At 51.6% G+C, this 24,703-nt stretch carries 26 protein-coding genes; 17 read left to right on the plus strand and 9 right to left on the minus strand.

Features of this window, described 5'->3' with window-relative positions:
* Positions 1–10 precede the first annotated feature (10 nt).
* From DP119_RS09040 to DP119_RS09050, 3 genes are all read left to right on the plus strand, one after another.
* Positions 11–820: an SDR family oxidoreductase gene (locus DP119_RS09040; RefSeq protein ID WP_112232884.1), complete on the plus strand. Its 810-nt coding sequence runs from the start codon at positions 11–13 to the stop codon at positions 818–820.
* A gap of 87 nt (positions 821–907) precedes the next feature.
* Positions 908–2,002, plus strand: a complete 1,095-nt coding sequence (locus DP119_RS09045) for an MBL fold metallo-hydrolase (protein ID WP_112232885.1) — start codon at positions 908–910, stop codon at positions 2,000–2,002.
* A gap of 4 nt (positions 2,003–2,006) precedes the next feature.
* Positions 2,007–2,270 carry a DUF3006 domain-containing protein gene (locus DP119_RS09050; protein WP_112232886.1) on the plus strand — a complete coding sequence of 88 codons (264 nt, stop codon included), beginning with the start codon at positions 2,007–2,009 and terminating at the stop codon, positions 2,268–2,270.
* Positions 2,271–2,318: 48 nt separating this feature from the next.
* Here the strand turns inward: DP119_RS09050 and DP119_RS09055 are convergent, their stop codons facing one another.
* The 3 genes from DP119_RS09055 to DP119_RS09065 all read right to left on the minus strand — a co-directional run bounded on the left by DP119_RS09055 (position 2,319) and on the right by DP119_RS09065 (position 4,364).
* A complete protein-coding gene (locus tag DP119_RS09055) occupies positions 2,319–2,609 on the minus strand; it encodes a DUF3219 family protein (protein ID WP_112232887.1) in 291 nt (96 codons plus the stop codon).
* A gap of 104 nt (positions 2,610–2,713) precedes the next feature.
* Positions 2,714–3,799, minus strand: coding sequence for a YkvI family membrane protein (locus DP119_RS09060; protein ID WP_112232888.1), 1,086 nt, complete (start codon positions 3,797–3,799; stop codon positions 2,714–2,716).
* 235 nt (positions 3,800–4,034) lie between these two features.
* Positions 4,035–4,364 (minus strand): YflT domain-containing protein, encoded by a 330-nt coding sequence (locus DP119_RS09065; RefSeq protein WP_112232889.1) that lies wholly within the window; start codon positions 4,362–4,364, stop codon positions 4,035–4,037.
* 114 nt (positions 4,365–4,478) lie between these two features.
* On the opposite strand from DP119_RS09065, the gene DP119_RS09070 reads away from it, so the two are divergent.
* The 4 genes from DP119_RS09070 (at position 4,479) to DP119_RS09085 (ending at position 8,037) form a co-directional block, all read left to right on the plus strand.
* The gene (locus DP119_RS09070; RefSeq protein WP_112232890.1) at positions 4,479–5,213 is read left to right on the plus strand and encodes an MBL fold metallo-hydrolase; all 735 of its coding nucleotides are present in this window, start codon (positions 4,479–4,481) and stop codon (positions 5,211–5,213) included.
* 78 nt (positions 5,214–5,291) lie between these two features.
* A complete protein-coding gene (locus DP119_RS09075) occupies positions 5,292–6,311 on the plus strand; it encodes an LLM class flavin-dependent oxidoreductase (protein ID WP_112232891.1) in 1,020 nt (339 codons plus the stop codon).
* An 85-nt stretch (positions 6,312–6,396) separates the two neighbouring features.
* Positions 6,397–6,675 carry a hypothetical protein gene (locus DP119_RS09080; RefSeq protein ID WP_112232892.1) on the plus strand — a complete coding sequence of 93 codons (279 nt, stop codon included), beginning with the start codon at positions 6,397–6,399 and terminating at the stop codon, positions 6,673–6,675.
* Positions 6,676–6,747: 72 nt separating this feature from the next.
* Positions 6,748–8,037, plus strand: coding sequence for a purine/pyrimidine permease (locus DP119_RS09085; protein WP_112232893.1), 1,290 nt, complete (start codon positions 6,748–6,750; stop codon positions 8,035–8,037).
* Positions 8,038–8,082: 45 nt separating this feature from the next.
* Here DP119_RS09085 and pepF read toward each other — a convergent pair whose 3' ends face one another.
* The gene (gene pepF, locus DP119_RS09090) at positions 8,083–9,897 is read right to left on the minus strand and encodes an oligoendopeptidase F (protein ID WP_112232894.1); all 1,815 of its coding nucleotides are present in this window, start codon (positions 9,895–9,897) and stop codon (positions 8,083–8,085) included.
* A 626-nt stretch (positions 9,898–10,523) separates the two neighbouring features.
* Here pepF and DP119_RS09095 point away from each other — a divergent pair.
* The 3 genes from DP119_RS09095 (at position 10,524) to DP119_RS09105 (ending at position 12,431) form a co-directional block, all read left to right on the plus strand.
* A complete protein-coding gene (locus tag DP119_RS09095; RefSeq protein WP_112232895.1) occupies positions 10,524–11,003 on the plus strand; it encodes a PaaI family thioesterase in 480 nt (159 codons plus the stop codon).
* A gap of 127 nt (positions 11,004–11,130) precedes the next feature.
* Positions 11,131–12,084 carry an ATP-grasp domain-containing protein gene (locus DP119_RS09100; RefSeq protein ID WP_112232896.1) on the plus strand — a complete coding sequence of 318 codons (954 nt, stop codon included), beginning with the start codon at positions 11,131–11,133 and terminating at the stop codon, positions 12,082–12,084.
* 146 nt (positions 12,085–12,230) lie between these two features.
* Positions 12,231–12,431 carry a hypothetical protein gene (locus DP119_RS09105; protein WP_101192116.1) on the plus strand — a complete coding sequence of 67 codons (201 nt, stop codon included), beginning with the start codon at positions 12,231–12,233 and terminating at the stop codon, positions 12,429–12,431.
* Position 12,432: 1 nt separating this feature from the next.
* Here DP119_RS09105 and DP119_RS09110 read toward each other — a convergent pair whose 3' ends face one another.
* Positions 12,433–12,732, minus strand: coding sequence for a hypothetical protein (locus tag DP119_RS09110; protein ID WP_101192117.1), 300 nt, complete (start codon positions 12,730–12,732; stop codon positions 12,433–12,435).
* Positions 12,733–12,860: 128 nt separating this feature from the next.
* Here DP119_RS09110 and DP119_RS09115 point away from each other — a divergent pair, with 128 nt between their 5' ends.
* Positions 12,861–13,538: a hypothetical protein gene (locus tag DP119_RS09115; RefSeq protein ID WP_112232897.1), complete on the plus strand. Its 678-nt coding sequence runs from the start codon at positions 12,861–12,863 to the stop codon at positions 13,536–13,538.
* A 236-nt stretch (positions 13,539–13,774) separates the two neighbouring features.
* Here DP119_RS09115 and DP119_RS09120 read toward each other — a convergent pair whose 3' ends face one another.
* Positions 13,775–14,044 (minus strand): GNAT family N-acetyltransferase, encoded by a 270-nt coding sequence (locus DP119_RS09120; protein WP_112232898.1) that lies wholly within the window; start codon positions 14,042–14,044, stop codon positions 13,775–13,777.
* Positions 14,045–14,142: 98 nt separating this feature from the next.
* On the opposite strand from DP119_RS09120, the gene DP119_RS09125 reads away from it, so the two are divergent.
* Positions 14,143–15,072: a catalase family peroxidase gene (locus DP119_RS09125; RefSeq protein ID WP_112232899.1), complete on the plus strand. Its 930-nt coding sequence runs from the start codon at positions 14,143–14,145 to the stop codon at positions 15,070–15,072.
* A gap of 108 nt (positions 15,073–15,180) precedes the next feature.
* Here DP119_RS09125 and DP119_RS09130 read toward each other — a convergent pair whose 3' ends face one another.
* The 3 genes from DP119_RS09130 to DP119_RS09140 all read right to left on the minus strand — a co-directional run bounded on the left by DP119_RS09130 (position 15,181) and on the right by DP119_RS09140 (position 18,886).
* Complete coding sequence (locus tag DP119_RS09130; RefSeq protein ID WP_240616404.1) at positions 15,181–16,584, minus strand: Glu/Leu/Phe/Val family dehydrogenase; 1,404 nt, start codon at positions 16,582–16,584, stop codon at positions 15,181–15,183.
* Between the two features lie 71 nt (positions 16,585–16,655).
* Complete coding sequence (locus DP119_RS09135) at positions 16,656–18,146, minus strand: glycine betaine uptake BCCT transporter (RefSeq protein ID WP_112232900.1); 1,491 nt, start codon at positions 18,144–18,146, stop codon at positions 16,656–16,658.
* Positions 18,147–18,322: 176 nt separating this feature from the next.
* The gene (locus tag DP119_RS09140; protein ID WP_112232901.1) at positions 18,323–18,886 is read right to left on the minus strand and encodes an SLOG family protein; all 564 of its coding nucleotides are present in this window, start codon (positions 18,884–18,886) and stop codon (positions 18,323–18,325) included.
* 148 nt (positions 18,887–19,034) lie between these two features.
* Between DP119_RS09140 and DP119_RS09145 the strand changes: the two genes are divergently transcribed.
* The 5 genes from DP119_RS09145 to DP119_RS09165 all read left to right on the plus strand — a co-directional run bounded on the left by DP119_RS09145 (position 19,035) and on the right by DP119_RS09165 (position 24,702).
* A complete protein-coding gene (locus DP119_RS09145; protein WP_112232902.1) occupies positions 19,035–19,997 on the plus strand; it encodes a threonine ammonia-lyase in 963 nt (320 codons plus the stop codon).
* A 153-nt stretch (positions 19,998–20,150) separates the two neighbouring features.
* Positions 20,151–20,924, plus strand: a complete 774-nt coding sequence (locus tag DP119_RS09150; RefSeq protein WP_112232903.1) for an SDR family oxidoreductase — start codon at positions 20,151–20,153, stop codon at positions 20,922–20,924.
* 56 nt (positions 20,925–20,980) lie between these two features.
* The gene (locus DP119_RS09155; RefSeq protein ID WP_112232904.1) at positions 20,981–22,744 is read left to right on the plus strand and encodes an acyl-CoA dehydrogenase family protein; all 1,764 of its coding nucleotides are present in this window, start codon (positions 20,981–20,983) and stop codon (positions 22,742–22,744) included.
* Between the two features lie 12 nt (positions 22,745–22,756).
* Positions 22,757–23,731: a quinone oxidoreductase family protein gene (locus DP119_RS09160; protein ID WP_112232905.1), complete on the plus strand. Its 975-nt coding sequence runs from the start codon at positions 22,757–22,759 to the stop codon at positions 23,729–23,731.
* A complete protein-coding gene (locus DP119_RS09165; RefSeq protein ID WP_112232906.1) occupies positions 23,728–24,702 on the plus strand; it encodes an MBL fold metallo-hydrolase in 975 nt (324 codons plus the stop codon). The genes DP119_RS09160 and DP119_RS09165 overlap by 4 nt, the downstream gene beginning before the upstream one ends.
* Position 24,703 lies beyond the last annotated feature (1 nt).

Genomic DNA, 24,703 nt, shown 5'->3' on the forward strand with positions numbered 1-24,703 from the left:
AGGATAAGCAATGGCACAAGAAAATTTCGATAATACCGATTTGGCTGACTACAAAGCAAGCGGTGCTTTGGAAGGGAAAGTGGCAATCGTCACCGGTGCCAGCAGCGGCATTGGGCAGGCGGTCGCAATTGCCTATGCAAAAGAAGGCGCACGTGTAGTCATCGGCTATCTCGATGACGATGAAGGCGCCCGAAAAACCTTGCGCATCATCGAATCCTACGGCGGCGAAGCGCGTGCTTTGGGCGGAGACCTCGGAAAATCAGAGAATTGCGACGCGCTCATAAACTTTACGCTTAATGAATTCGGCGCTGTGGATATCGTCGTCAATAACGCGGGGTTCCAATATCCGCAAACTTCGCCGCTCGATATCAGCGATGAGCAAATGCTGAAGACTTTCGAGATCAAGGCGTTCGCGATGTTTTATTTAGTGCGTGCGGCTTTGCCCCATTTGAAGAAAGGATCGCGCATCATCAATACCGCTTCCATCAATGCCTACCGGGGCCACTCGGATCTCATCGACTATTCAGGGGCAAACGGGGCGATGGTCGCCATGACCCGTTCCTTGGCAAGGCGGCTTGTCCGCGAGGAAATTGCGGTCAATGGCATCGCGCCCGGACCGATTTGGACGCCGCTCATCACCAAGACTTTCGGGGATCTGAACCCGGATGTCGGTGCCGATTTCGGCGAAGACGTGCCGGCCGGGCGCCCTGGCCAGCCGTATGAACTCGTGAAAGCCTATGTGTTCCTGGCGGATCCGCAGAATTCCTACATGACTGGGCAGTTTTTGCATATGAACGGTGGCGACTATATGTCCACATAAAAAAGCACGGGCGCTCCCGTGCTTTTTTACGTGGAATTTCTGCCTTTTCCTCATGCTATGGTAAAATTCCGGTAAGAGGTGGAAAACATGAAAAAGATAATGTGGCTCACCGTTTTGTTGCTGGGGTTAGCGGGCTGCGTCCCGCTCGGTGAACCAGCGGAACCGAAACCGGCGGCACCGGAACAGCCCGAACAAAACGCAACTGAAGAACAGCAGGGAGGGCTCACCGTCCATTATATCGACGTCGGCCAAGGGTCTGCCGCATACCTGGAATGGGACGGCTATTCGATGCTGATCGATGCCGGGGACTGGAACGCCAGTGACACGTTGATGTATTTGGATAAACTGGAAGTCGAAAAAATCGATATCGCGGTTGGGACCCATCCCGACGCCGATCATATCGGCCAATTGGCGCGTGTCATCGAAACTTACCAAGTCGGGGAAGTGTGGATGTCAGGAAACCCGAGTTCCTCCAACACGTTCATCCGGACGCTCGAAGCGGTTGATGAAGCGGGAATTCCTTACGAAGAACCGCGGCGCGGGGATGTGTATGACGTCGGCTCGCTCAAGATCGAAGTGCTGCATCCCGAGGAATTAAGCGGCAACACAAACGGCGATTCGCTGTCATTCCGCATCAGTTACGGGGAGACGGCATTCATCTTTACAGGTGATGCCGATATCCAGGCGGAAAAGGAAATGGTCGCCAGCAACTTGCCGCTCGAAGCGGATATTTTGCTGATGGGCCATCATGGCTCCAATACATCTACGAGCCGGGAATTCTTGCAGGCTGTCAATCCTGATGTGGCGATTTACAGTGCCGGAATCGACAATCCGTATGGCCATCCTTACGCTGAAGTGCTGGCATTAGTGGAAAACGAAGGAGCGGAAGTGTATGGTACTGACGTCAATGGCACAATCATCGTCGAAACGGACGGACAGGAATACAGCGTTGAAACCGACAGGGAAGGGGTTGCCAAAGAAGGCAGCAACCGCTGTGTGGACATCAACGGGGCTTCCACTGCGGAACTGACGGAACTGGCAGGAATCGGAGAAACATTGGCCGAAGCGATCATCTCAGAACGCCCATTTGAAACGCTCGATGACTTGACGCGTGTCAGCGGCATCGGCGAAGGGAAATTGGCTGGATTGAAAGAACAGGGATTAGCTTGTGTAGGGGAGTGAGCAGATGAGAGGGGTATTGGATCGTTTTGAAGATGGCGGCGTGGCTGTCATCATCGCAGAACAAGCCGGGCGTGAATTCCGTGTGCCGCTGCGCTATTTGCCGGAGGGCAGCAGGCGCGGCATGTGGTTTACGCTGAGCGTGGAAGACGGGCGCGTCGTGGATATCGAAGCGGATCTTGCGCAGACGAATGAGCGCACAGAAAAAGCTGGAGAGCTGATGGCGCGTTTACGCAACAAAAGCACAGGCAGCCGATTCAAGCGGAAATGAAAAAGCGTATGGAGATGTTTTCTCCATACGCTTTTCTTGTGATGATTGTTAAGTGGAGGCAAGTTCGGTCAGTTCCAGATGATAGTCCGCTACTTCATTGCCTTTATAGAGATTGGTCGTATCGGTGAAGTAATTGGAAATGGCAGCGTCGAATTCCAAGCCTTCAGCCGGCAAGCCGACACGGAAATTCATTTCATACAACAGGACGGCAATGTCATGGTAGGCATCGCTTGTCACTTTGAAATCGCACGAAAGCTGCCTGCGGCCATCCGCCAAGCTGCAAAGTTCAAGCTGATCCGTTTCGATTTGGCGGCCGTTCAATTGAATGGTTTCGCTCATCAGTTATTCCTCCGTTCGGTTTGCTGAAAAATCATGGGCCCATCCCAGGCTCATTTTTTGAAAACCCTATAGTAACGATACCATGAAAAAACACCAAGGCACAATCATGTGCTTTGGTGTCTGATTTTTTCTGCGCGTGTTTCTTGCCGTTTCGGCTTCTTGATGTCGGCATAGATCAATGCGCCGACCAGGAACAAGCCTAAGTATCCGACCACCGGATAGAACATGCTGACGAGTTTCGTGAACCCGACAAAGCTGAGTACGTAAGCGATGACGCCGACGATGATCACGAAGATGCGGAATTTCGCAGTCCCCATCTCGATAAAGCGCGCGGAGAAGGAGAACAGCATGCTGACACCCGTGTTGTAGATCATGCCGAACAAAATGACCGACATAAAGACACCGAGTGCAGGCGACAAGTCATCCGCAATTTGCAGCATCGGCATTTCAGCCGTGCCGACCACGTCGACTTGCGAGAAAATAGCCAAGTGGCTCAGGATGATCAAGATTCCGAGGCCAAGGCCGCCGATCAATCCACCGCGAGCCGCGATTTTCGGATCTTTTTCTGTACCACCCATGACGATGGCCATCGAAGCGCCGACCGCAATGTTGAAGGAAACATAGTTGATGGCAGAAAGCCACCAGCTTCCGACAGCCGATTCCTGTTCTCTAGCAATGGATTCAAGCCCCGAAAACGAACCGTCCATGGTCACCAAGCTGTATATCGCAAGCGCAATTACTGAAAGAATCAGGAACGGCGTGATGCTCCCGATGATATTGATGACTTTTTGAACGTTCAGCATAATCGTCAAGATGATCAAAACCGCCATGACGGTGCTGCCAAGAGCAGCTGACCAGCCGAACTGTTGTGAAAAAATCGAACCTGCTCCGGCGATCATGACCACCCCTACGCCGAACAAGGTTAAAATGATGATGTAGTCGACAATGGTGCCGATTAATCGCCCGCTGATGCCGAAAATGGCTTCTTTATGGGAAGTGGTGCGCATGCGGCTGCCGAGGCGCGTCAAACTCATCCCCAGATAAGCAAAAAGCGCGGTAGCGACCACGGCTGCCACGGTCCCCATGATTCCAAAACTGGTGAAATACTGAAGGATTTCCTGTCCGGAAGCGAAACCGGCACCGACAATAATCCCGATGAAGGCGCTCCCCATTTTGATACTCTTAAACATTTTGCTCCCCCTCGTTAAGCGTGCAAATGTACTTATTTGAAAATTAACCTTTTTCAAATATAGCAAAATTAAAACGTTTTCACAAACTTAATTCGGAAAACAAGAGTATTTTACTAGTTATTCAGTAAGGGCTATGTAGCTAAATAATATTTGTGATATAACATTTTATGGAAAGGGATAAACGCAAGGCATAATAAAACCCCTTGCGGCAAGCTGCCGCAAGGGGTTTAGCTGATTATGAGTGGTCCTTATTCGCTACAATCACCAATTTGCCGGTGTCGAGCACTTCCTCGTATTCTTCTGCCTCTTCTTTCGTCAGCCCGGAAGCTTCCAGTTTCGCGCGTAATTCATCTCCGCGTGAAGAAGTCATGTTCTTCATGCTGTCAAGGAAGCCTTGTTCTTTCATGCCGACCGATTCCGTATCGAGCGCTTTCGTGATGTCTTTCGTGCGTTTCGGGTCATGGGCGAAAATATAGATGTCGTCATGTGTGAACCCTTGCGATTCAAGTTTTTCGATTTCTGCTTTTGCTTGCACTGCGTTTTCAACTGATAGTTTAATTACCAAAACGAATCCCTCCAATATTTTCTTCTTGCTTCCTATATACCACGTGCCAAAACTCTTAAACTATGCGGCGGGGGCTGAAATGATATACTGGGGAAAACTGGAGGAGTGGTGACCATGAAGATTACGCCGATCGGTATTTGGGGCGGCTATCCGAATAAAAACGAAGCGACATGCGCTTACTTGATCGAACAGGACGGCTACCGCTGCCTGCTTGACTGCGGCAGCGGGGTCGTGGCGGCTGTACAGAACTATACGGAACTGAAAGACATCGATGCGGTCGTCATCAGCCATTACCATCCCGACCACGTGGCAGATATCGGCGTCTTGCAGCATGCGGCGATGGTCGGCATGCAATTGAAGGAGTGGGATGTGCCTTTGCCAATTTATGCGCATGACAAAGACCAAGAGGGGTTCGCTGCGTTGTCCTATAAAGGCGTGACGGAAGGGCGTGCGATCCAGGTAGGCGACACGCTCGAACTTGGGCCGTTCCAGGTGACCTTCTGCGAGACGGACCATCCTGTCTACTGCCTGGCGATGCGTTTTACGAACGGGGAGCGGTCAGCGGTCTTCACGGCCGACACTGCCTGGAAAGACGAACTCGTGCCATTTGCCGAATCAGCTGACTTGCTCGTGGCGGAATCGAATTTATACGAGAAATACCTCGGCATCATCCAAGGGCATATGAGCGGCAGCCAGGCGGGGACACTCGCCTCAGAAGCTTCGGCCAAGCAGCTGCTGCTGACTCATTTACCCCAGTACGGCGATCTATCCGAAATCCTTGCGGAAGCGAAGAAAACATACAGCGGCGATGTGTCATTCGCTGAAATCGGCAAAAGCTATCATTTATAAGGGAAGCAGATAGTTTGAATTTGAAGGAATTTCCTCCTATCCTTATATCATCCGAATTGGATGAAAGGAAGTTGACACATGACACAACAAACAAAAGAACTTGCGCTTTCGATCCTTGACCTGGTCCCAGTACGCCAAGGCTATCCGATGCAGCAAGCGTTCGAAGACATGAAAAACCTCGCACGCCATGCCGAGCAGCTCGGCTATAAACGATTCTGGCTGTCGGAGCACCACAACACGCCGACGCTCGCGAGTTCCGCGACGTCGATTCTCATTTCCAAAGTGCTCGAAGCGACCAACACGATCGAAGTCGGCTCCGGCGGCATCATGCTGCCGAACCATACGCCGCTCGTTGTCGCCGAACAATTCGGCACTCTTGAAACGATGCATCCGGGACGTGTCAATCTCGGCCTCGGCCGAGCGCCGGGAACGGATATGCAAACCGCCCGCGCACTTCGCCGGACAACACAGGAAACTGCATTCCAATTCCCTGAAGATGTCGAAGAATTACAGCGCTATCTTGGCCCGCTCGAAGCACAGGAATCCGTGAAAGCCTATCCAGGCGTGGAAACGGAAGTGCCACTGTTCATCCTCGGATCGAGCACATCGAGTGCTGTGCTCGCAGCGAAGCTTGGCTTGCCATATGCGTTTGCGGCGCATTTCGCCCCGCAGCAGCTGGAGTCGGCAGTCGCCATCTACCGCAGCCGCTTCGAGCCGTCCGATACGTTGTCCGAACCGTACGTCATTGCTTGTGTGAATGTAGTCGGTGCCGAGAGCGCAGAAGAAGCGGAGCAGCTTTCAACGTCGAGCGACCAGTTTTACTTGAACGTCGTCCGCGGCACGAAAAACCCATTGATGCCGCCTGTCGAGACGATGGATGGCCGTTGGAGCTACGCGGAAGAAGCGATGGTCAAATCGATGGCGCGCTATACATTTAAAGGGAATGCCGAGCAATTGGGAGAGCAGATCGGCCGTTTTGCCGGTTCGTTGCCGATCGATGAATTGATGGCCGTATCGTATATTTACGACCAGGACAAGCGGGTGCGTTCTTACGAAATCCTGAAACAAGCAGTAACGCATGCTGTCAGATTGCCATGAAATGTTCACCTTGCCGGCGGTAGCAGCTGCTCGGCTTCATGTATAATACTAGGGAAACTTGAAGTTTAAAGGTGGTAATAATGTTATGGACTTTCTCTATTTTCCTGAAGATAAATCAGAATATATTCCGGGAATCATCTCGGTCGTCATCATTTTCATCCTATCGATCCTGATCGTCCGTCTTTTGATGAAAGCATCACGGAAGCAAGTCAAAAAATTAAACGAGCAAGGCTATCCGGTGATTTACGACCGCGGCGAGATGCGGAAAGATTCTAGTGAACAAACGCAAGCGGAACGACAAGCGACTCCGAATACACGGGAAGAGCCGAAGGACACAAACGGCCCGCCCACGAAAAAGCCCTGACGCTTCAGGGCTTTTTCTAGTTAACGGAGGGTGTATACTGAAACAATACTTTAAATGAAAAGAGTTGCCATCATGACAAAAAATTTAGCGGGCGGCTTGCAATGGGCGATTTTCCTCATCGCTTCTTCCATTGCAGCCCCCATAGCCATCGCAAACATTTTCGGCATGGACACCGCCGATACTGCGCTGTTCTTGCAGCGCACCATCTTCGTCCTCGGCATCGCCGGCCTGATCCAGGCCTTCATCGGGCACCGCTTGCCGATCAACGAAGGGCCGGCCGGCTTATGGTGGGGCGTGTTCATCGTCTACGCCGGGCTTGTCGGCGTCTTATATTCAACTGCCGAGGAATCATTGCAAGTGCTGCAAAGCGGCTTGTTCTATAGCGGTATTTTATTCATCGTGTTCGCGGTGACGGGAGTGGTCGATAAGCTGAAACGGTTTTTCACCCCGACTGTCACCTTCGTCTATTTGTTGCTGCTCGTTTTGCAGATCAGTGAATCGATCATGAAAGGCTTGTTCGGTATTGCATCGGAAGGGGATTTATTGGATGTGCGGGTGTTGCTGGCAGCAATTGCCGTCGTCCTGGCCACTTTCTATTTCATGGTCTACCGTTCAGCATTCATCAGCCGTTATTCCGTGCTGCTGTCGATCGCTTTTGGCTGGTTGCTGTTTTGGGCGATTGGCAAAGCGCCGAGCATTCCCCGAACTGAGGGGGCGTGGATCACATTCCCCGATATGCTGGTCTTTGGCCCGCTCGTCTTTGACGGGGGAATGCTTGTCACAACGCTTTTTTTGACCGTCCTGCTCATCGCCAATATGATGGCTTCGGTCCGTGTCATGGAAAGCTTGTTGAAAAACGCTTTTTCCATCCAGACAGAAGACCGCATGAAGCAGGCATCGGTAGCATCCGGTTTAAACCATCTGCTTGCGGGGCTATTTTCTTCTGTCGGCCCTGTTCCGATTTCCGGTGCAGCCGGGTTTGTCAGCGCGACCAGAACCCCGGGAATCCGGCCGTTCATCGCGGGCAGCGTCATCGTCGCGGGAATCAGCTTGTTCCCGCAATTGATGGCGGTGCTCGCTTCCTTGCCGGCCCCGGTCGCATACGCGGTCATCTTCGCGATTTTCTCTAAAATGGTGGAAATGGCGTTCAATGAGCTGGAAGTGGAACCGAACCGCAAGCAATCTTATAAAGTGGCGGCATTCGGCCTGATGACAGGAGTCGGTTTGATGTTCATCCCGACGGAAAGCATGGCCGGGCTACCTTCAGCTGTCGCGGCCATTTTATCCAATGGCTTGATTTCAGGCACCATCATCGCGATTGTTATCGAACAGATCATGATCCGCTTCGTGCGGTCAAACTAAAAACAGGCGGCGTAAAGGGCAATCCTTTACGCCGCCTGTTTTGTATCAATTTTGCTGTTCGATTTCTTCAGTCAAGCGTTCGAGTTCGTCGATCAATTCACCGATATAGGCGATCGTGTCGCGCAGTGGCTGTTCGGTCGTAATGTCGACGCCGGCCATTTGGGCAAGTTCGACAGGCGTTTTCGTGCCGCCTGCGTTCAATACCTCGATCCATTCGTCGACAGCGGGCTTGCCTTCCGATAAGATGCGCTTCGATACTTGCGTGGAGATGGTCAGGCCGGCACTGTAAGTGTACGGGTATAGCCCCATATAGTAATGCGGCTGGCGCATCCATGTCAGTTCCGCTCCTTCTGTGACTTCCACATCGTCACCCCAGAATTGTTCGAGCACGCCGCGTTTCAATGCGTTAAGCACACCCGCATTGACGTTTTCCCCAGCGTCGACCTTTTTATACACTTCGCGCTGGTAGGCCGCTTCTAGCAAATGGGTGACGAAGTTATGGTAATAGGTTCTCGCGACAATCGATGAGATGACCCAGCGCTTGAATTTCGGGTCTTCGGAATTCTTCAGCAAATGGTTCGCCACAAGCATTTCATTCATTGTCGATGGCGCTTCGATAAAGTATAGCGAAGGGCGCGCGTTGAACAGGTTCTGTTTGCGGTTCGCGTGGTAGAAATGGCCTGCGTGGCCCAATTCGTGAGCGAGGACGAAGACTTCATTCATGCGCCCGGTCCAGGAAATCAGGATATAGGGATGGTCGCCATAAGGGCTCGCACAGAACGCGCCGGTCGACTTGCCTTTGTTTTGGGCAAAGTCGATCCAGCGTTCATCATAGGACCGCTCCACCATATTTAGATAATCCGTCCCCATAATCCCGAGCGCATCATTGATGTACTGTTTCGATTCCTCGACCGTAATTTCGGGATCGTATTCCGGATCCAGGGAAATCTTCAAATCGGCAAAGGTCATTTTATCCAGGCCGTGCGCTTTTTGAAGCAGGCGTGCGTATTTACGCATATGCGGCGCGAGCTCCGTCTGGATCAAATCGATTTGGCGGTCATAAAGCGTGCGGTCGACTTCCTGGTTGAATAGCAGGTACTCGAAAATATCTTTATAGCCACGCAAATCGGCAGTCGTTTTTTCGGTCTGCAATTGCATATCGTAGGTTTTCGCCGTCGTGTGCTGGTAATCACGCAGCTTATCGGAAAATGCCTTGAAGGCAGTGCGCCGCAGCCCGGTATCGGTTTCCGCTTCCCAGTCGCCTTCGAACGACACATAGCTGAGCGGGTGGGATTTGCCGCCGGCTTCAAAATCGGGGAAATCCATGTCGACCATTTTCGTCGTATTATACAGTTCGTAAGGCGCCTGGAAGACAGAGGCGTAGGAAGCCAACGCCTTCTCGGCGGCAGGGTGCAATTGATGCGGTTTTTTGCGCAGCAATTTCTTTAAATAGCCTTCAAATTCCTTGGACTCTGACATCGCCTGTTTTAGCGTGTCTTCCGGCAATTCCAATAGCTCACTCGCCACAAAAGCGAGCCGGCTGCCGATTTTCGCGGAAAAGGCGCTGTATTTTCCGGCGCGCATCTGAGCTTCCGTATCGGTTTGGTCTGTGCTGTAGGACAGGCTGGCATAAGTGCCTGGAGCGACCAACTTTTCAGCAATTGTGAGATAGTCCTCAAGTGCTTCCAGGGCCGACTGGGCGTCGGTGATCTGGCCTTGGAACTTCTCGGCATAGACTGCTGTTTCCTCGTCGATCTCTTCCAAAGCGGCTTCGAATGCTTCGGGGCTTGCCATCAAGCTTTCCAAGTTCCATGTTTCTTCTATAGGTATTTCTGAACGTGGCGGTAAACTTTTAACCAATGATTTTCTCTCCCTTGTATTCCGGATGTCGAACTAATGCTAAGTATAATGTCCAAATCACGAAAAGTAAAAAAGTTTTAAAATTAATAAGAAAATTACGAAAAAGATGTTTGAGCGATAATTAAGGCGGGTATAAATCAGTACAAGGCGGAATGACCGTCAGAAGACACGAGCGGTTTTTACCGGAATCGCCTTCTGGCGAGAATATGCACAGCCTTGGCGGAAAATTTGCTTTACTGGCGATATAGCTCTTGTCGGGAACCAGATGAAAATGGTTCAGCCTAAGAAGTTTCAACAGTAACAGGTAGGTTTTTTGTGTAAGTGCAACTGAACGCCTGGCTGCAAAGTCTATTGATCACTGAGAGGTATATGTGAGAAATCCAAAGACGGCCAGCGCCATTAAACTGCATAGGCGGGAGTTTTACATCGCCAACATGTACGTTTGTAGAAGAATTGAATAAAATTTTCCGCGTGCGAAAATCCTCCACGGACGAATCGGGGGATAAGGTAAGGAAGAGCATGATCCGAGTTGATCGGATCATGCTTTTTCTATGTGTTCTGGCAGGCATCTTTCGATGCGATGTGGAATAGAGCATAGGATGACTTAGCCAAAGGAGTGGACGAGATTGAGTGAAACGGTAGAACATGCAATCCAAGACGAGTATGGAAAAGATTTCGCCTGGTGCTACGGATGCGGGCGCCTGAACGAAGACGGGCTTCATCTCCGGACGGGGTGGAACGGCGACGAAACAGTGACTTATTATGAATCGCGGAAAGAACATACGGCGATTCCGGGATTTGTTTACGGGGGGTTATTGGCCTCGCTTGTGGATTGCCACGGTACGGGTTCGGCGTCACTCGCCCTTCACCGCAAAAACGGGCATGAGCCTGGCAGCGGGGAAGAGCCGCCGCGTTTTGTGACAGGTTCATTGCATGTCGATTTCCTGAAACCGACGCCGCAAGGCAAGACTTTAAAAGCGGTAGGGAAAGTCGAGGAGATCCATCCGAAAAAGTTCAAAGTGAATGTGGAAGTGTTTGCGGGGGATGTGAAAGTTGCAAACGGTGAAGTGGTCGCCGTCTTGATGCCATCGACTTTCACTTCTTGAAAGGGAAGCCGGAGAACTCCGGCTTTTTTCATGCGCTTTATTCTTTAAAGTCTATAGGACTTGTAGGGATTCACGTGATGCTGTATGCTCAATATATTCAAAGCTCTATTCCTGAGGAGGAATCCGAATGACGGAGAAAGTTTATGTGATTCATGAAAACGAAGAATGGACGGTCCATTTATTCCGGCGCTTGGAAGAACTCGGGGTGCCTTATGTAGACTGGTTTACTGATGCAGGGACGGTCGATTTGATGGACGAGCCGCCCCAAGGGATATTCTATAACCGCATGAGCGCTTCTTCGCATACGAGAGGGCATCGGTTCGCGCCAGAAATGGCCGAAGCGAAAATTGCATGGCTCGAACGCCACAACCGCCGCATCGTCAATGGCAGCCGGGCACTCCGGCTTGAAGTGAGCAAGGTGAACCAGTACATGGCACTTGATGCTGCCGGCATCCAGACGCCGAAAACGGTTGCGGCGAGCGGGAAGGAACAGCTTCTTGCAGCGGCGTCCGCTTTTAAGGGCGAATCGTTTATCACCAAGCATAACCGCGCCGGAAAAGGGCTTGGCGTCCGGTTGTTCCATTCATTGGAAGCGCTGGAGGAATACGTGGGCGGAGATGAATTCGACGAATCCGTGGATGGCATCACTTTATTGCAGCAATACATTCAATCACCTGAGCCGTATATCACGCGCTGCGAGTTTATCGGCGGCAAATTCCTTTATGCGGTGCGTGTGGATACATCGGAAGGCTTCGAATTATGCCCAGCCGATGCCTGCCGTTTGGAGGACATTTCTTGCCCGGCAGACGGCGCATCGGAAACGCGCCCCAAATTCCAGGTCATCGAAGGCTTTGATGATCCGATCATCGCCAAGTACGAACGTTTTCTTCAAGAAAGCGGCATCGAAGTGGCGGGCATCGAATTTATCCGAAATGCCGGTGGTGAGCTGTTCACTTACGATGTCAACACCAACACAAATTACAATGCCGATGCAGAAGCCGTGGCAGGCACATACGGCATGCTGGAACTGGCGAAGTATCTCGACCATCAGCGGCAAACCATCGCGACTTTCACGAAATGATGAAGATAAACATAAACATAAGAAAGAACAGCCGGATGCAGATCCGGCTGTTCTTTTTCTCGTACAGGGGGCTGGAAGTTTATCTCCGGCGATTCAAGGGAACGGTTGAAAAAAGGGATTTGTTTGCGGAAGGGAGTGAACTCGCGATGGATAAAGAAACAAAGGAAGTGGAAGAGCGGACGCCTTCGGAACCGGAAGACGTGGCGGACGTGGAAAGCAAGGAATTAAAAACGGCATCGAAATTCGACGGCATCTATAGCCGTGTCTCCTCGAACCGCCTGGAAAACTTGCGCACGACCCATATCGAAAACAAGGCGAAGGAATTGGCGCGCAAAGGACACCGCTAAGCTATTCCTCGCGCGGCAATTTCTCCATGGCGCTTGCGACTTCAAATGCCAAGTCATCGTTACCGAATGACTGGAGCACTTCGAGCAGGACGTCGCCGTCGATGTCGTATTCGAACGATTCGGTTTCTTCCATCGCGGTTTTCAACAGCTGATTCTCAGCCTGTGCCGGATACGCTGCCGTGTACAGTGCGAGCGGGTCGATTTTATGGTTGACGCACCATTGCACAAAGACGCGGACCATCGTTTCTTCATCTTGCTGGTATTTTTTGATGATAAATTCTTCACGGCTTTCATAGTCCATGCCGGTCACTCCTTTTACAGAATCTTGGGATGTTTTCACAATAGCAGATAAATCGTTCGGCTGCATGGACTTCCTGCATTATTTACTCTAAAATGGTCCATAGCACTGATAGTATCGGAGGGGAAAGAATGAAATTACTTCAAGTACGAAAAGGCCAATTCGTCTACTACAAAAACGAATTGCACAAAGTTTATTCCGTCAAGCCGCTCGCTAAGAAATCGGTTTTGATGTTCCGCGTCAAGGACATGGAGCAAGTGGCAAGCCGCGCTGACGAAGTGTCGCTCTATAAGCCGAAACATATGGATTCGTTCCTGTTCTTCGGGGAGCGCTACACCTTGCGCGAAGACGTATCGGCAGAAGAAGGCGGATACATCCTGATCGCCAAGCCCGACCCGGATTATATGGACCATTATTCCTTGAACGAGTTCGAGAAGATCGAGTCGGTCGAAGGGAAGAATGTCATCACGACAAGACAAAATACGGTCAAGTCGAGAGAATTCTTCGTGATGGTCCCAGGAGAAGAGCAAGGCAGCAACGACATTGCGTATTACGACAAAGGGAAAGTATCCGAAGAACAGAAGCGGCATGATGCTCAGCTCGCAGAAGATTTGCGCGACAGAAGCTCGATCCGCCCGTCGATCGGCGATGTCTATTTGAACCTGGATAACGCAGGAACGGCCATGGTCGTCGCCATCATCGGCGAAGAAGTGACCCTTGGCACCGGCGATAAGCTGACATTCCACGATTTGCATAAAGCGGACAACTGGAGCTACCTCTACAATGTAGCGGACGGCGATTTCCGATAATAAAAAAAGGAGGGAATGAATGAAGCATCCGCTGAGTTCATTCATTTGCGACGCATCTGCCGCGCAGATGTGGGAGCACATCTTTTATGTGAGGCTTGAGCAAAGCGAAAGTTGAACATAAGGACTTTCGCATTGGGCAATCGATTCACGATTCACGGAAAGTTTTGAAAAATTTAGAGTTTCTCAATACTCAAAAAAGGCAGCCAATGCGGCTGCCTTTTTTATTCTTCAATTCTTTATTTCACTAGGACGTCCTGAAATTCTTCGGTGCGTTCGATCACTTTTTTGGCATAGGGGCATTGGGGGTCTACTGATTTGCCTTCGTTTCTTGCGTGCTCAACCATTTTGCCCACCAGCTCTTTGCCCATGCCTTGACCGCTGAGCTGCGGTGCCACTTCGGTGTGGTCAACGGTCAGCACATCACCGTTATCGACGTAACTGACAAAACCGACTTCTTCCGAGCCGTCGAGCAATGCGATTCGATTATCTTGGTGTTGAAAATCCATTCCGTGTTCCTCCTTTTAAAAAACAATTCTACTTAAAAGTATTCCCGTTCTGTTCAATTATATGCATAAGGGGTATGAAAAGAAAAGGAGGGGATGACATGGAGGGCAACCAAAAAGAACGGCGGGCAATCAGCCAAATCGAAGAAATTTTCGGTGAGCATGAAGGGTACCGGCGTGCCCATGCCAGAGGTACAGGATATAAAGGGACATTCGAAGGAAGCGGGCAGGCAATGGAACTGACCGATGCCGCGCATTTTCGACAAGCGAAAGTGCCAGTGCTTGTTCGCTTTTCCCATTTCTCGCCGGATCCCACTTGGGCGGATGCGATGTCACCGGTGAAAGGAATGGCGATCCAATTCAAAATCGGGCCTGAAGAAGTGACAAATATCGTATCGGTGACTTCACCGGTGTTCTTTACCCATTCGCCGGAGCGTTTCATGGAGATGCTTGAAGTGTCCAGGTCTTTCCAAAGAGGCCGCCCGAAATTGGGGGAACTGGCAGAGCTGTTGATGGACTTTCCTGAGGTGCGGGCGATGTTTTCAAGCGTGAAGAAAATGACGGTGCCCGAAAGTTTTGCGACGGGCATCTATCATTCGATCCATGCTTTCTACTTTGAAAAGAAAGGAAAAAGGCAAGCGGTCAAATATCTATTCGAGCCGGAGGCGGGCGAAGACAAGCGATCGTTGAAGGATATGAAAGACCTGCCTTTCGGGTACTACGAACAGGAATTGGCAGAGCGGATTGCGCGCAGCCCTGCATCTTTTAAACTGTATGCCATTATCGGTGAAGCAGGCGACCCGACGGATGATCCGACGCGCGACTGGCCGAAAGACCGTGAACGTGTCTATCTCGGTCGATTGACCATCGAAGCGCCTGAAGCTGAAGCCGAACAAGCGCTATACGACCCGACCGTAATGACCGCAGGAATCAGCTGTTCGGATGACCCGATCCTTCAGTTCCGCCGGGGAGCATACCGGCATTCCTATGAAAAACGAATAGCCGAAAATGAAGGAACCAAGAAACACTAGCTCATGCCGCCGTGACTTGCATTCCGCACAGAAGCAGATAACAAGCGACTGGAAAACGGCGCCAAAGGAAAAAGACAGCCCGCGTGGAATCCAAACGGGCTGTCTTTTTCAGTAGAGCTTGCCTTGTTTATGCAACACGGTCGATAGGCGCTGCACGGCATGGATAAAGCAATTCTCGCGAAGTGGATACGGGTCCCCGAAATATTGGGGAAGGATGGTGTCCATCGTTTCCTGCATTTTTTCCAATAGCAGGCGGAACACTTCCGATTCTTCATGGTACTGGGTTTCGCGGCCTTGCAGCCATTCAAGATAGGAGACGATGACGCCACCGGCATTGGCTAGAATATCTGGGATGATGATAACCCCTTTATCGCTTAAGTACGCATCGGCATCGCGCGTCGTCGGGGCGTTTGCGCCTTCTACGATAATCTTGGCTTGGATGTTTTCCATATTGTCTTTGCGGATTTGGTCTTCGAGTGCGGCCAAAAAGAGCACGTCGACAGGCAAAGTCAATAATTCGTCGCGCCCACGGATTTCTGCCTTGATGCCCGACTCACTAAGTTCAGCCGCATCTTTCGGCAAATCCCCGCGATTGCTTGAAGTGAAAGCGATCAAGCTTGGAATATCGAGGCCGTCTTCGTTATAAAGCGTAACGTTGCGGTCGCTGACGGCGATCACTTGGTTGTTCAAGGCACGGCATTGATAAGCTTCAAGTGCAGCGACGGACCCGACGTTCCCAAAGCCTTGCACCGCCATCTTCAAGGGGCGTTCCGCATGCTCCAAAGCGGTGTTGGCAAATGGATTCCCTGAATTTTCCAGATGCTCTTTGTGCGCTACTGCATAATCATGGATCAAATAGCGGAAAGTGAAATAGACGCCTTTGCCGGTCGCTTCCCGACGGCCGAGCGAACCGCCATTGACGACACTTTTCCCGGTAAAGCTGCCGAGATAGGGCTTGCCATGATGGATCTTTTTATACTCCGCCATCATCCAGTCCATTTCGCGTTCGCCAGACCCCATGTCAGGTGCCGGGATGTCTTTATCCGGGCCGATGACATCGGCAAAATAGCGGACATATTTACGTGAGACGATGTTCAATTCCTTTTCGCTGTAATCACGCGGGTTGATGACGATGCCGCCCTTGCCGCCCCCGAAAGGCACTTGGTGCAATGCATTTTTCAAGGTCATCAGGAACGCCAGGTTGACGACTTCTTCTTCATTGACCCCTTCATAAAAGCGGATGCCGCCTTTATAGGGCCCTAAGCTGTCATTATGCTGGACACGGTAGGCAGGAATCCGTTCGATCGTGCCGTCTTCGCGCGGGACGCGCAAGAACGACTTATGGATATTGTTCGGCGTGGAAATGATTGCGCTCAAGGATTTAAACGCTTGCGTCCGTTCGCCATTTGTCAGGTCAGGAAGGAATTCCTTTTTCTCGTATAGGGCATCGAGTGACTCCTGAATGATTTTCTTCGTTTCTTCTTCCAATGCGAGCACCTCCAAGATATTCATACTTCCCTATACCCTGTGGATGCGTCGATAAGCTAAAAAATGCCGCCGTCAGTTCAACGGCGGCCAGGAATTTATTTTTTGCGCTGCATCGATTGATGTTCCGTGTTCAAAGCTTTGAACAGAGCGATGACCATCAGGATCATGACGAACGAAAACGGCAAAGCCGCAATGATGATGGTGTTTTGCACTGCCGTCAACCCGCCGACAGAAAGCAGGATCGCAGCGACAAGCGATTGGGCGATTCCCCAGAGGATCTTGATCTGGTTGCTAGGCAGCAGCGACCCTTTTGTCGATTGCATGCCAAGGACGAAAGTCGCCGAGTCTGCGGATGTGATGAAGAATGTGCTGACGAGCAAGATCGCGATGATCGACATGATGATCCCGAGCGGCAGTTGGCTGAATGTCGCAAACAAGGTTTGTTCGGTCGGGAAGGCGGTCAAGTCGACACCGCTTTTTTGGATATCGATCGCCGTGGTCCCGAATGCGCCGAACCATAACGAACCGAAGATGGTAGGGGCGAGGACAACGCCGATCAAAAACTCGCGGATCGTCCGGCCTTTGGAAACGCGGGCGATGAACATGCTGACGAATGGCGCCCAGGAAATCCACCATGCCCAGTAGAAGATTGTCCAGCCATCGAGCCAGCTGCGGTTTTCCGCATCAAGCGGTGCAGACTGGAAACTCAAGCTGATCAAATTCTGGACATAAGCCCCGAATGTTTCCGTAAAGAGATTGAGGATCAAAATCGTCGGCCCGAGAACGAGGACCAACACAAGTAAAGCAATGGCAAGCACCATATTGGTATTCGACAAATACTTGATCCCTTTGTTCAGTCCTGACCAAGCCGAGATGATGAACAATAAAGTGACGACGCCAATGATGAGCATCTGCACCCAATATTCCTGCGGTGCGCCAAATAGATAGGCAAGCCCGCCATTGATTTGCGCAGCTCCGAAGCCGAGCGAGGTGGCAACGCCGAAGACGGTGGCGAACACGGCCAATACATCGACCAATGTGCCGAGCGGCCCGTCCATGCGATCGCCGAATAATGGCTTCAAGGTAGTGGAAATCAGAGCCGGCTGCCCTTTGCGGAATTGGAAAAATGCCAGTGACAGCGCGACCATTCCATACATGGCCCAAACATGGATGCCCCAATGGTAATAAGTACGCTGCAAAGCTTCCTTGAAAGCTTCATCCGTTCCGGGTTCAGCTGTCGCTGGCTGGATGGCGAAATGAGACAATGGTTCAGAAGCGCCGTAGAAAACGAGCCCGATACCCATGCCGGCCGAGAACAGCATGGCCAGCCACGTAAAAGTGGAAAATTCAGGACGGTCCGAATCCCGGCCGAGGCGGATTTTGCCGTAAGGGCTGATGATGATGACGACGACAAAAATCAGCAGAAGCGCCATGATCATCAAATAATACCAGCCGAAAGCTGTATTGATATAAGTGCGGATCGTGCCAGTGGCCTGTTCGAAAACTTCCGGTGCGATAACCCCGAAACCGACAGTCAAAATGACGAGTGCAAATGCGATATAGAAAACTTTAGTTGCTTTATTCATGTATCCTCCTATGATGTTTTTTTAACATAACTATTAAGGTTATAGGAATATAGATAAATAGTCAAATGCTTCATGTAGATTGAAAGGAATGCTATAGTCACATATTGAATGGGAGAATATGGGTTCCGGGTAAAGGGTACAGCTAAAAAAAGCCCTGCACAAAAGGGGCAGGGCGTTCACCAGCCATTCCATTCGTTTTGCTGCTCTTCTTCGGCAATGATGCGGAGGTCGTCAGCGGAGATGATGAGGATTTCGTATTCGTTCTTCTCGGCGTAGCGCTCTGCTTCCTGCTTGATGAACTTCGGAGAGCCTTCCGTCTCCTCGTCATAGATCAGCAGGATGCCGTCGGAGTTTCTGAGGAAGAATTTATTTTTCTCGACGAACTGCCAAGGTGCCTCATAAGGCTTGTTTGTTAGGCTGCGGTGGAAATCGGCTTGAGATAACAGGAATTCGTATTTTTCCTGTTTCGCCTCGTTCCAGTTTTTTTCCTGGTCCTCGAAAGGCGTGAGAATGGCAAAATGCAACTGTGGAAATTCCTCTTGCAGCTCGATCACCGCTTCCGCAGCCCACGTTTCGACGCCGAGCTGGCCGCTCAGGATCACCCATTCGAGTCCTTCATCGACCAGTGTGCGCAGGCGGTTTTCGAGCGCTTTCTTAATAAAGCGGACGCCTTCGTGCTTGTCGTCGAATATGCCGAGCTCATGCGGTTTATAGCCGGTGATTACTAAACGTTTAAGCATATCGTCTCCTCCTTCATGCAAATCAGTGTTATAAGTTTAACGCATTTTCTTAGGGAATGGAGAATGCTCTTCATGTTTTGTGTGCACGTCCTCCGATGACTGAATATTCATTATTATGTTAAGCTTAACGGAAAAAGGAGTGAGGCCAGTGGCCACTATTGAAGAGGTGGAGCAGGCAAGAAGCCGCATTCAAAACATCATCCACAATACACCGATCGTGCATTCACGGTTGCTCCAGGAAAAATGGGGCCGCCGGGTGTTCTTTAAGGTGGAGCATTTGCAGAAAACAGGGTCGTTCAAGATTCGCGGGGCGGCCAACGCTGTGACCAACGCTGTATCGGATGGGGCGAAACTCGTGACGGCAGCATCTTCGGGCAATCACGGCCAAGCGGTCGCTTATGTGGCCAACGAGCTTGGCATCGCCTCTGTCATCGCCGTGCCGACGGATGCCAGCCCGGCAAAAGTCGCAGCGATCAAAGCGTATGGCGGGCAGGTGGAATATTGCGGCACCACTTCAGCGGAGCGGATACCGTATGCCGTGTCGCTCGCGCAACAACAGGGCGGCGTCTATATTCCTCCGTATGACCATCGCGACGTCATCGCCGGACAAGGGACAGCTGGCTTAGAGATCATCGAGCAAATGACGGATGTGGATGTGATTGTCGTGCCTGTCGGGGGCGGTGGATTGATTTCGGGTATTTTGACGGCTGTGAAGGCACAGCGGCCCGATGTATTGGTGATCGGCGCAGAGCCGGCGCTTGCAAATGACACGGCCTTGTCTTTGGAGCGTGGGGAGATTACAGCAATCGGCCCGACCGAAACGATTGCCGACGGCTTGCGGACCACGCAGCCGGGAGACCTGACATTCCCGATTGTGAGCGAGCTGCTCGACGGGTTGGTGTTGGTGGAGGAAGAGGAAATTATCGAAGCGATGCGCGATATCGCTGTGCGCATGAAGCAGTTGGTGGAACCTTCCGGCGCAGTAGCCGCTGCTGCTGTCATGTCGGGCAAGGCAGGCGGGCCGGATCAAACCATCGTTGCGGTCATTTCAGGCGGCAATGTCGATCTTCCGCGTTTCGCCTCGTTGATGAACACTGCTGAAAAGGAATAAGCCGAGTTGCTTTGACCCGAGCATTGACCATGATGGGGCTCGGCTTTTCGGTGCGGGAATGCGATTGCATATTATTGATGAAAACGGTAACATAATGTTTAAGTATTCTGAACATACCGACTAGTCGGTATATATAATGGAGGGGGAAGCGATATGCCAGTGATGGATTTATTCGATTTAACAGGCAAGACAGCGATTGTGACAGGGGGCGGCCGAGGCCTTGGCGCACAGATTGCCGAAGGATTCGCGGAAGCCGGAGCCAATGTAGTGCTGTGTTCACGCAAAGTGGAAGCGTGCCAGGAAGTCGCAGGGAAGCTTGAGGCGAAGGGTGTGAAAACGTTGGCGCTTGCATGCGATGTCACCAATCCGGCAGATGTTAAGAACGTCGTCGAAAAGACTGTCGAGACATTCGGTACGATTGATATTCTCGTGAATAATTCGGGGGCATCCTGGGGAGCGCCGGTATCTGAAATGCCGCTTGAAGCATGGAACAAAGTAATGGCGGTCAATGTCACCGGAACTTTCCTGATGAGCCAGGCTGTTGGGGAAGTGATGATTTCGCACAATAGCGGCAAAATCATCAACATCGCTTCGGTCGCCGGGCTCGGGGGAATCGACCCGCAGCTGATGGATGCGATCGGCTACAATACGAGCAAAGGAGCAGTCATCACGTTCACGAAAGACTTGGCGGCGAAATGGGGGCACCATAATATCAATGTCAACGCCATCGCGCCCGGGTTCTTCCCGACGAAAATGTCGAAAGACGTGATGAAGCACGGCGAGAAAGGCTTGCTTGCGAGAACGCCGTTAAACCGTTTCGGTACAGACGAAGACTTGAAGGGTGCAGCTTTATTCCTGGCGGCGAAAGCCTCGGATTATGTGACCGGCGATGTCGTGATGGTCGATGGGGGCATGCACGCCATGTAAGGGATGCGCAGCTATTGAAGGCAGTGCATATTTGAACAAAAAAGGGGACGGAGACGATGAAAGCTGAGGCGAATGTATACCGGGGCGCTGATTTCCTGATGAAAGCCGCGGGCCGGATCTTTACACCTGAACAGTTTACCGACGAACATAAAATGATTGCGAAAACAGCGAAGCAGTTTCTGGAAAAAGAAGTGCGCCCGCACAACGAGCGGCTGGAAGGGCAGGATTTCGAACTTGTCCAGCAGCTTTTCCGCAAAGCGGGAGGGCTTGGCCTTCTCGCACACAGCATTCCGGAGGCTTATGGCGGGCTCGGGCTCGATAAAATCAGCAAAGGGCTGGTCGGGGAATCGCTCGGCCCGGCAGGCGGATACGGCGTGGCGCATTCCAACCACACGTGCATCGCAACGCTGCCGATTACGTATTTCGGAACACCGGAACAGAAAGAATACTATCTGCCGAAACTCGCAAGCGGCGAATTTATCGGGGCATACTGCCTGACGGAACCGGGAGCGGGTTCGGATGCCTTGGCCGCCCAAACGACTGCGGTACTCAATGAACAAGGGACGCATTATTTGCTGAATGGTTCGAAGTTGTACATCACCAACGCCGCGTTTTCCGATACCTTCATTACCTATGCGAAAGTGGACGGCAAAGCGTTCACTGCATTTATCGTCGAAAAGAAACATCCCGGCTTATCGCTCGGGCCCGAAGAGAAAAAAATGGGCATCAAAGGATCGTCGACGCGTCCGGTCATTTTCGAAGATTGCGAAGTGCCGGTGGAAAACGTGCTTGGCGAAGTGGGAAAAGGCCATCTGGTGGCATTGAACGTTTTGAATCTCGGCCGCTTCAATTTAGGGTCGGCCTGCATGGGCGCTGCCAAATTCAGTTTATCGCTGGCACTGGACTACACGGAGGAGCGCAAGCAGTTTAATCGGGCCATCTCGGAGTTTTCGGCGACACAAGAGAAAGTGGCGAAGATGGCTACGCGCATATTCGCATTGGAATCGTTGCAATACCGGACCGCCGGCTATCTTGAAGAAGCGCTTGGCGGATTGTATGAATCGCAGGACCATGGATTGATCGCCAAGCGGATGATGGAATATGCTGCCGAATGCGCCATCTGCAAAGTATACGGCTCTGAAACCCTGGATTTCGTCGCGGATGAGAGCTTGCAGCTGTTTGGCGGCTACGGCTATATCCAGGAATACAAAATCGAGCAAGTGTACAGGGATTCACGCATCAACCGCATTTTCGAAGGAACGAATGAAGTGAACCGGCTGCTCATTCCGGGAAATGTATTGAAAGCGGCCGCAAAAGGCGCATTCGACCTGGAGGCAACAGCGGCGCAAGCTGTTGAGGAAATGCAGGCGCCGGAAGTGCCGTATATCGGGACGCTTGCCCGAGAAACGGAAGCCGTACGGGCAATGCGGCGCGTCTTCCTTAGCACGCTCGGGCTTGCCGCAAAATCCTACGGAACTGGAATCGGCGAGCAGCAAGAAGCGCTTTTGAAACTAGCGGACATCGCGATTGCCTTGTATGCCGCCGAATCGGCCGTTGCGCGGGCGCAGCAAGCACTCGAAGAGGATGAGAAAAAAGCCCAGCATAAAGTGGAGATGGCCCAAGTGTTCATCGATGATGCCTTGCTCGAGACCGAGATGACGGCGCGCCAAATACTCCAAGGCATGACAGAAGGGGAAGAACTGGCGCGCTATACGGCGATGGTGACAGCCGAACTCAGCCGCCTGCAGCGCGGCGGGACATCTGCAGCCAAGCGCCAACTGGCTCAAACGATTTATCAGGCAGGGCAGTATATCAGCTAAGGGGGAAATATGATGAAAGTGGTGAAATTCGTGGAATACGGCGGTCCGGAAGTGCTTCAGTATATCGATTCGGAGCAGCCGAAACCGAAAGATCATGAAGTGCTGATTGAAGTGAAAGCCGCAGGGGTCAATTATGCCGATACGGCAAGACGGGAAGGGAAATATGTCGTGCCGACCGAATTGCCTTATATCCCGGGTTCTGAAGTGGCGGGAGTGGTTGCCGAAACAGGAGCGGGCGTTACACGCTTCAAACCCGGCGACCGCGTTGTCGCCTTGATCGAATCGTCAGGCTACGCTGAATATGCGGCGATTCCGGAACAGGTGCTCACGCCGGTGCCGGAAGGCGTCAGTTTTGAAGAAGCAGTGGCATTGCCGCTTCAAGGCTTGAGTGCTTACCATATTTTAAAGACGATGGGCCGTCTGGAGCCTGGGGAAACGGTATTGATCCACGCTGCCGCAGGAGGCGTCGGGACGATCGCCGTGCAGCTTGCGAAACTGTTCGGTGCCGGGAAAATCATCGCTACGGCGAGCACGGAAGAAAAGCTGTTCCATGCCGAGAAGATGGGCGCCACTCATTTGGTGAACTATAGCGAAGATGGCTGGGTAGGGCGCATCAAAGAAATCACCGAGGGAAAAGGCGTCGACCTGGCCCTTGAAATGGTCGGGGGCAGCGTCTTCAACGATACGCTGAAGACCTTGGCACCGTTTGGGCGATTGGTCATTTTCGGTGCAGCGAGCGGCGAACAAGCGACATTTGCGCCGGGCCAATTGATGAAGCGCAATCAATCGGTCATCGGCTTTTTCCTGCCGCAGATCATGCGCAAACCGGAATTATTCCAAAAAAGTTTTCAGGAATTGCTCGGATATATGGATAGCGGGCAATTGAAATTGACGATCGGCGGTACGTATCCGCTCGAACAAGCGGCTGATGTGCACGAATTGCTGCAAAGCCGCAAAACCATCGGAAAGCTGGTGCTGAAACCATGAATGATGTCCAACAAGCTAAATCCCAAGGAGTGCTGGACGAACTTGGATTGAAACTTATAAGGCATCCTTTGCCGTTCAGGCTGAACCACGTCAATTGCTTCATGGCAGAAGGGGAAGAAGGCTGGACGATTATCGATACCGGATTGAACAATGACGTATCGAGAGAGTTGTGGGGGCAGGAAATCGGTGATAAAACCGTGGAGCAAATCCTTCTGACCCATTATCACCCGGATCATTTTGGCTATGCAGGGGGCTTACAGCAAAAGACCGGCGCGCGGCTGTCGATGAGCAAAATAGACGCAGACGCAGGAATGAAGTCCTGGGATGATACATTTTTGGATGCTTTGCCAGGTTATTATCAGGCAGCGGGCATCCCACAGGAAGCGGCACAGGAAATGGCGGACAATACGAGAGCCTTTCAGCCGCTCGTTTCCCCGCTCCCGGAAGTGGACCACTATTTCGGCGAAAGGGAAAAAATCCGCATCGGCCGGTTGGAATATGAAGTGCTGTTCGTGCCGGGGCATTCGGATGGCATGGTGTGTTTTTATCAACGCGAGCACAATGCCCTGTTAGCGGCAGACCATATCTTGCCGCGCATCACGCCGAATATTTCCTATTGGTTCCATGGCGACCCGAATCCGCTTCTGACGTATATGCGTTCTTTGAAGAAAATCCGCAAATTGGATGTGGAATGGGTGATCCCATCCCATGGGCAGCCATTTCAAGGCGCAAACAAACGAATCGATGAATTGCTTGCCCATCACGAAGAACGCTTGGATGCGACATGGCAGATGCTCAAACAGCCGTTGACGATCTTCGAAGTGCGCGAGCGCCTATTCGACCGCCCGCTGACAGTCCATGAAATGCGCTTTGCGGTCGGCGAAACATTGGCCCATCTTGAATATCTGCGCTCCGAAGGGAGATGCGAACGGGCGATGGAAGGAGAGCGCTGGGTGTATAAACAAACTTGAA

Source organism: Planococcus maitriensis, from assembly GCF_003289925.1.
Classification (GTDB): Bacteria; Bacillota; Bacilli; order Bacillales_A; family Planococcaceae; genus Planococcus; species Planococcus maitriensis.

Coding starts and splice junctions, on each gene's coding strand:
- DP119_RS09040 (WP_112232884.1), top strand. CDS start 11: ATGGCACAAGAAAATTTCGATAATACCGATTTGGCTGACTACAAAGCA.
- DP119_RS09045 (WP_112232885.1), top strand. CDS start 908: ATGAAAAAGATAATGTGGCTCACCGTTTTGTTGCTGGGGTTAGCGGGC.
- DP119_RS09050 (WP_112232886.1), top strand. CDS start 2,007: ATGAGAGGGGTATTGGATCGTTTTGAAGATGGCGGCGTGGCTGTCATC.
- DP119_RS09055 (WP_112232887.1), bottom strand. CDS start 2,609: ATGAGCGAAACCATTCAATTGAACGGCCGCCAAATCGAAACGGATCAG.
- DP119_RS09060 (WP_112232888.1), bottom strand. CDS start 3,799: ATGTTTAAGAGTATCAAAATGGGGAGCGCCTTCATCGGGATTATTGTC.
- DP119_RS09070 (WP_112232890.1), top strand. CDS start 4,479: ATGAAGATTACGCCGATCGGTATTTGGGGCGGCTATCCGAATAAAAAC.
- DP119_RS09075 (WP_112232891.1), top strand. CDS start 5,292: ATGACACAACAAACAAAAGAACTTGCGCTTTCGATCCTTGACCTGGTC.
- DP119_RS09080 (WP_112232892.1), top strand. CDS start 6,397: ATGGACTTTCTCTATTTTCCTGAAGATAAATCAGAATATATTCCGGGA.
- DP119_RS09085 (WP_112232893.1), top strand. CDS start 6,748: ATGACAAAAAATTTAGCGGGCGGCTTGCAATGGGCGATTTTCCTCATC.
- DP119_RS09100 (WP_112232896.1), top strand. CDS start 11,131: ATGACGGAGAAAGTTTATGTGATTCATGAAAACGAAGAATGGACGGTC.
- DP119_RS09105 (WP_101192116.1), top strand. CDS start 12,231: ATGGATAAAGAAACAAAGGAAGTGGAAGAGCGGACGCCTTCGGAACCG.
- DP119_RS09110 (WP_101192117.1), bottom strand. CDS start 12,732: ATGGACTATGAAAGCCGTGAAGAATTTATCATCAAAAAATACCAGCAA.
- DP119_RS09115 (WP_112232897.1), top strand. CDS start 12,861: ATGAAATTACTTCAAGTACGAAAAGGCCAATTCGTCTACTACAAAAAC.
- DP119_RS09120 (WP_112232898.1), bottom strand. CDS start 14,044: ATGGATTTTCAACACCAAGATAATCGAATCGCATTGCTCGACGGCTCG.
- DP119_RS09125 (WP_112232899.1), top strand. CDS start 14,143: ATGGAGGGCAACCAAAAAGAACGGCGGGCAATCAGCCAAATCGAAGAA.
- DP119_RS09130 (WP_240616404.1), bottom strand. CDS start 16,584: ATGAATATCTTGGAGGTGCTCGCATTGGAAGAAGAAACGAAGAAAATC.
- DP119_RS09135 (WP_112232900.1), bottom strand. CDS start 18,146: ATGAATAAAGCAACTAAAGTTTTCTATATCGCATTTGCACTCGTCATT.
- DP119_RS09140 (WP_112232901.1), bottom strand. CDS start 18,886: ATGCTTAAACGTTTAGTAATCACCGGCTATAAACCGCATGAGCTCGGC.
- DP119_RS09150 (WP_112232903.1), top strand. CDS start 20,151: ATGCCAGTGATGGATTTATTCGATTTAACAGGCAAGACAGCGATTGTG.
- DP119_RS09155 (WP_112232904.1), top strand. CDS start 20,981: ATGAAAGCTGAGGCGAATGTATACCGGGGCGCTGATTTCCTGATGAAA.
- DP119_RS09160 (WP_112232905.1), top strand. CDS start 22,757: ATGAAAGTGGTGAAATTCGTGGAATACGGCGGTCCGGAAGTGCTTCAG.
- DP119_RS09165 (WP_112232906.1), top strand. CDS start 23,728: ATGAATGATGTCCAACAAGCTAAATCCCAAGGAGTGCTGGACGAACTT.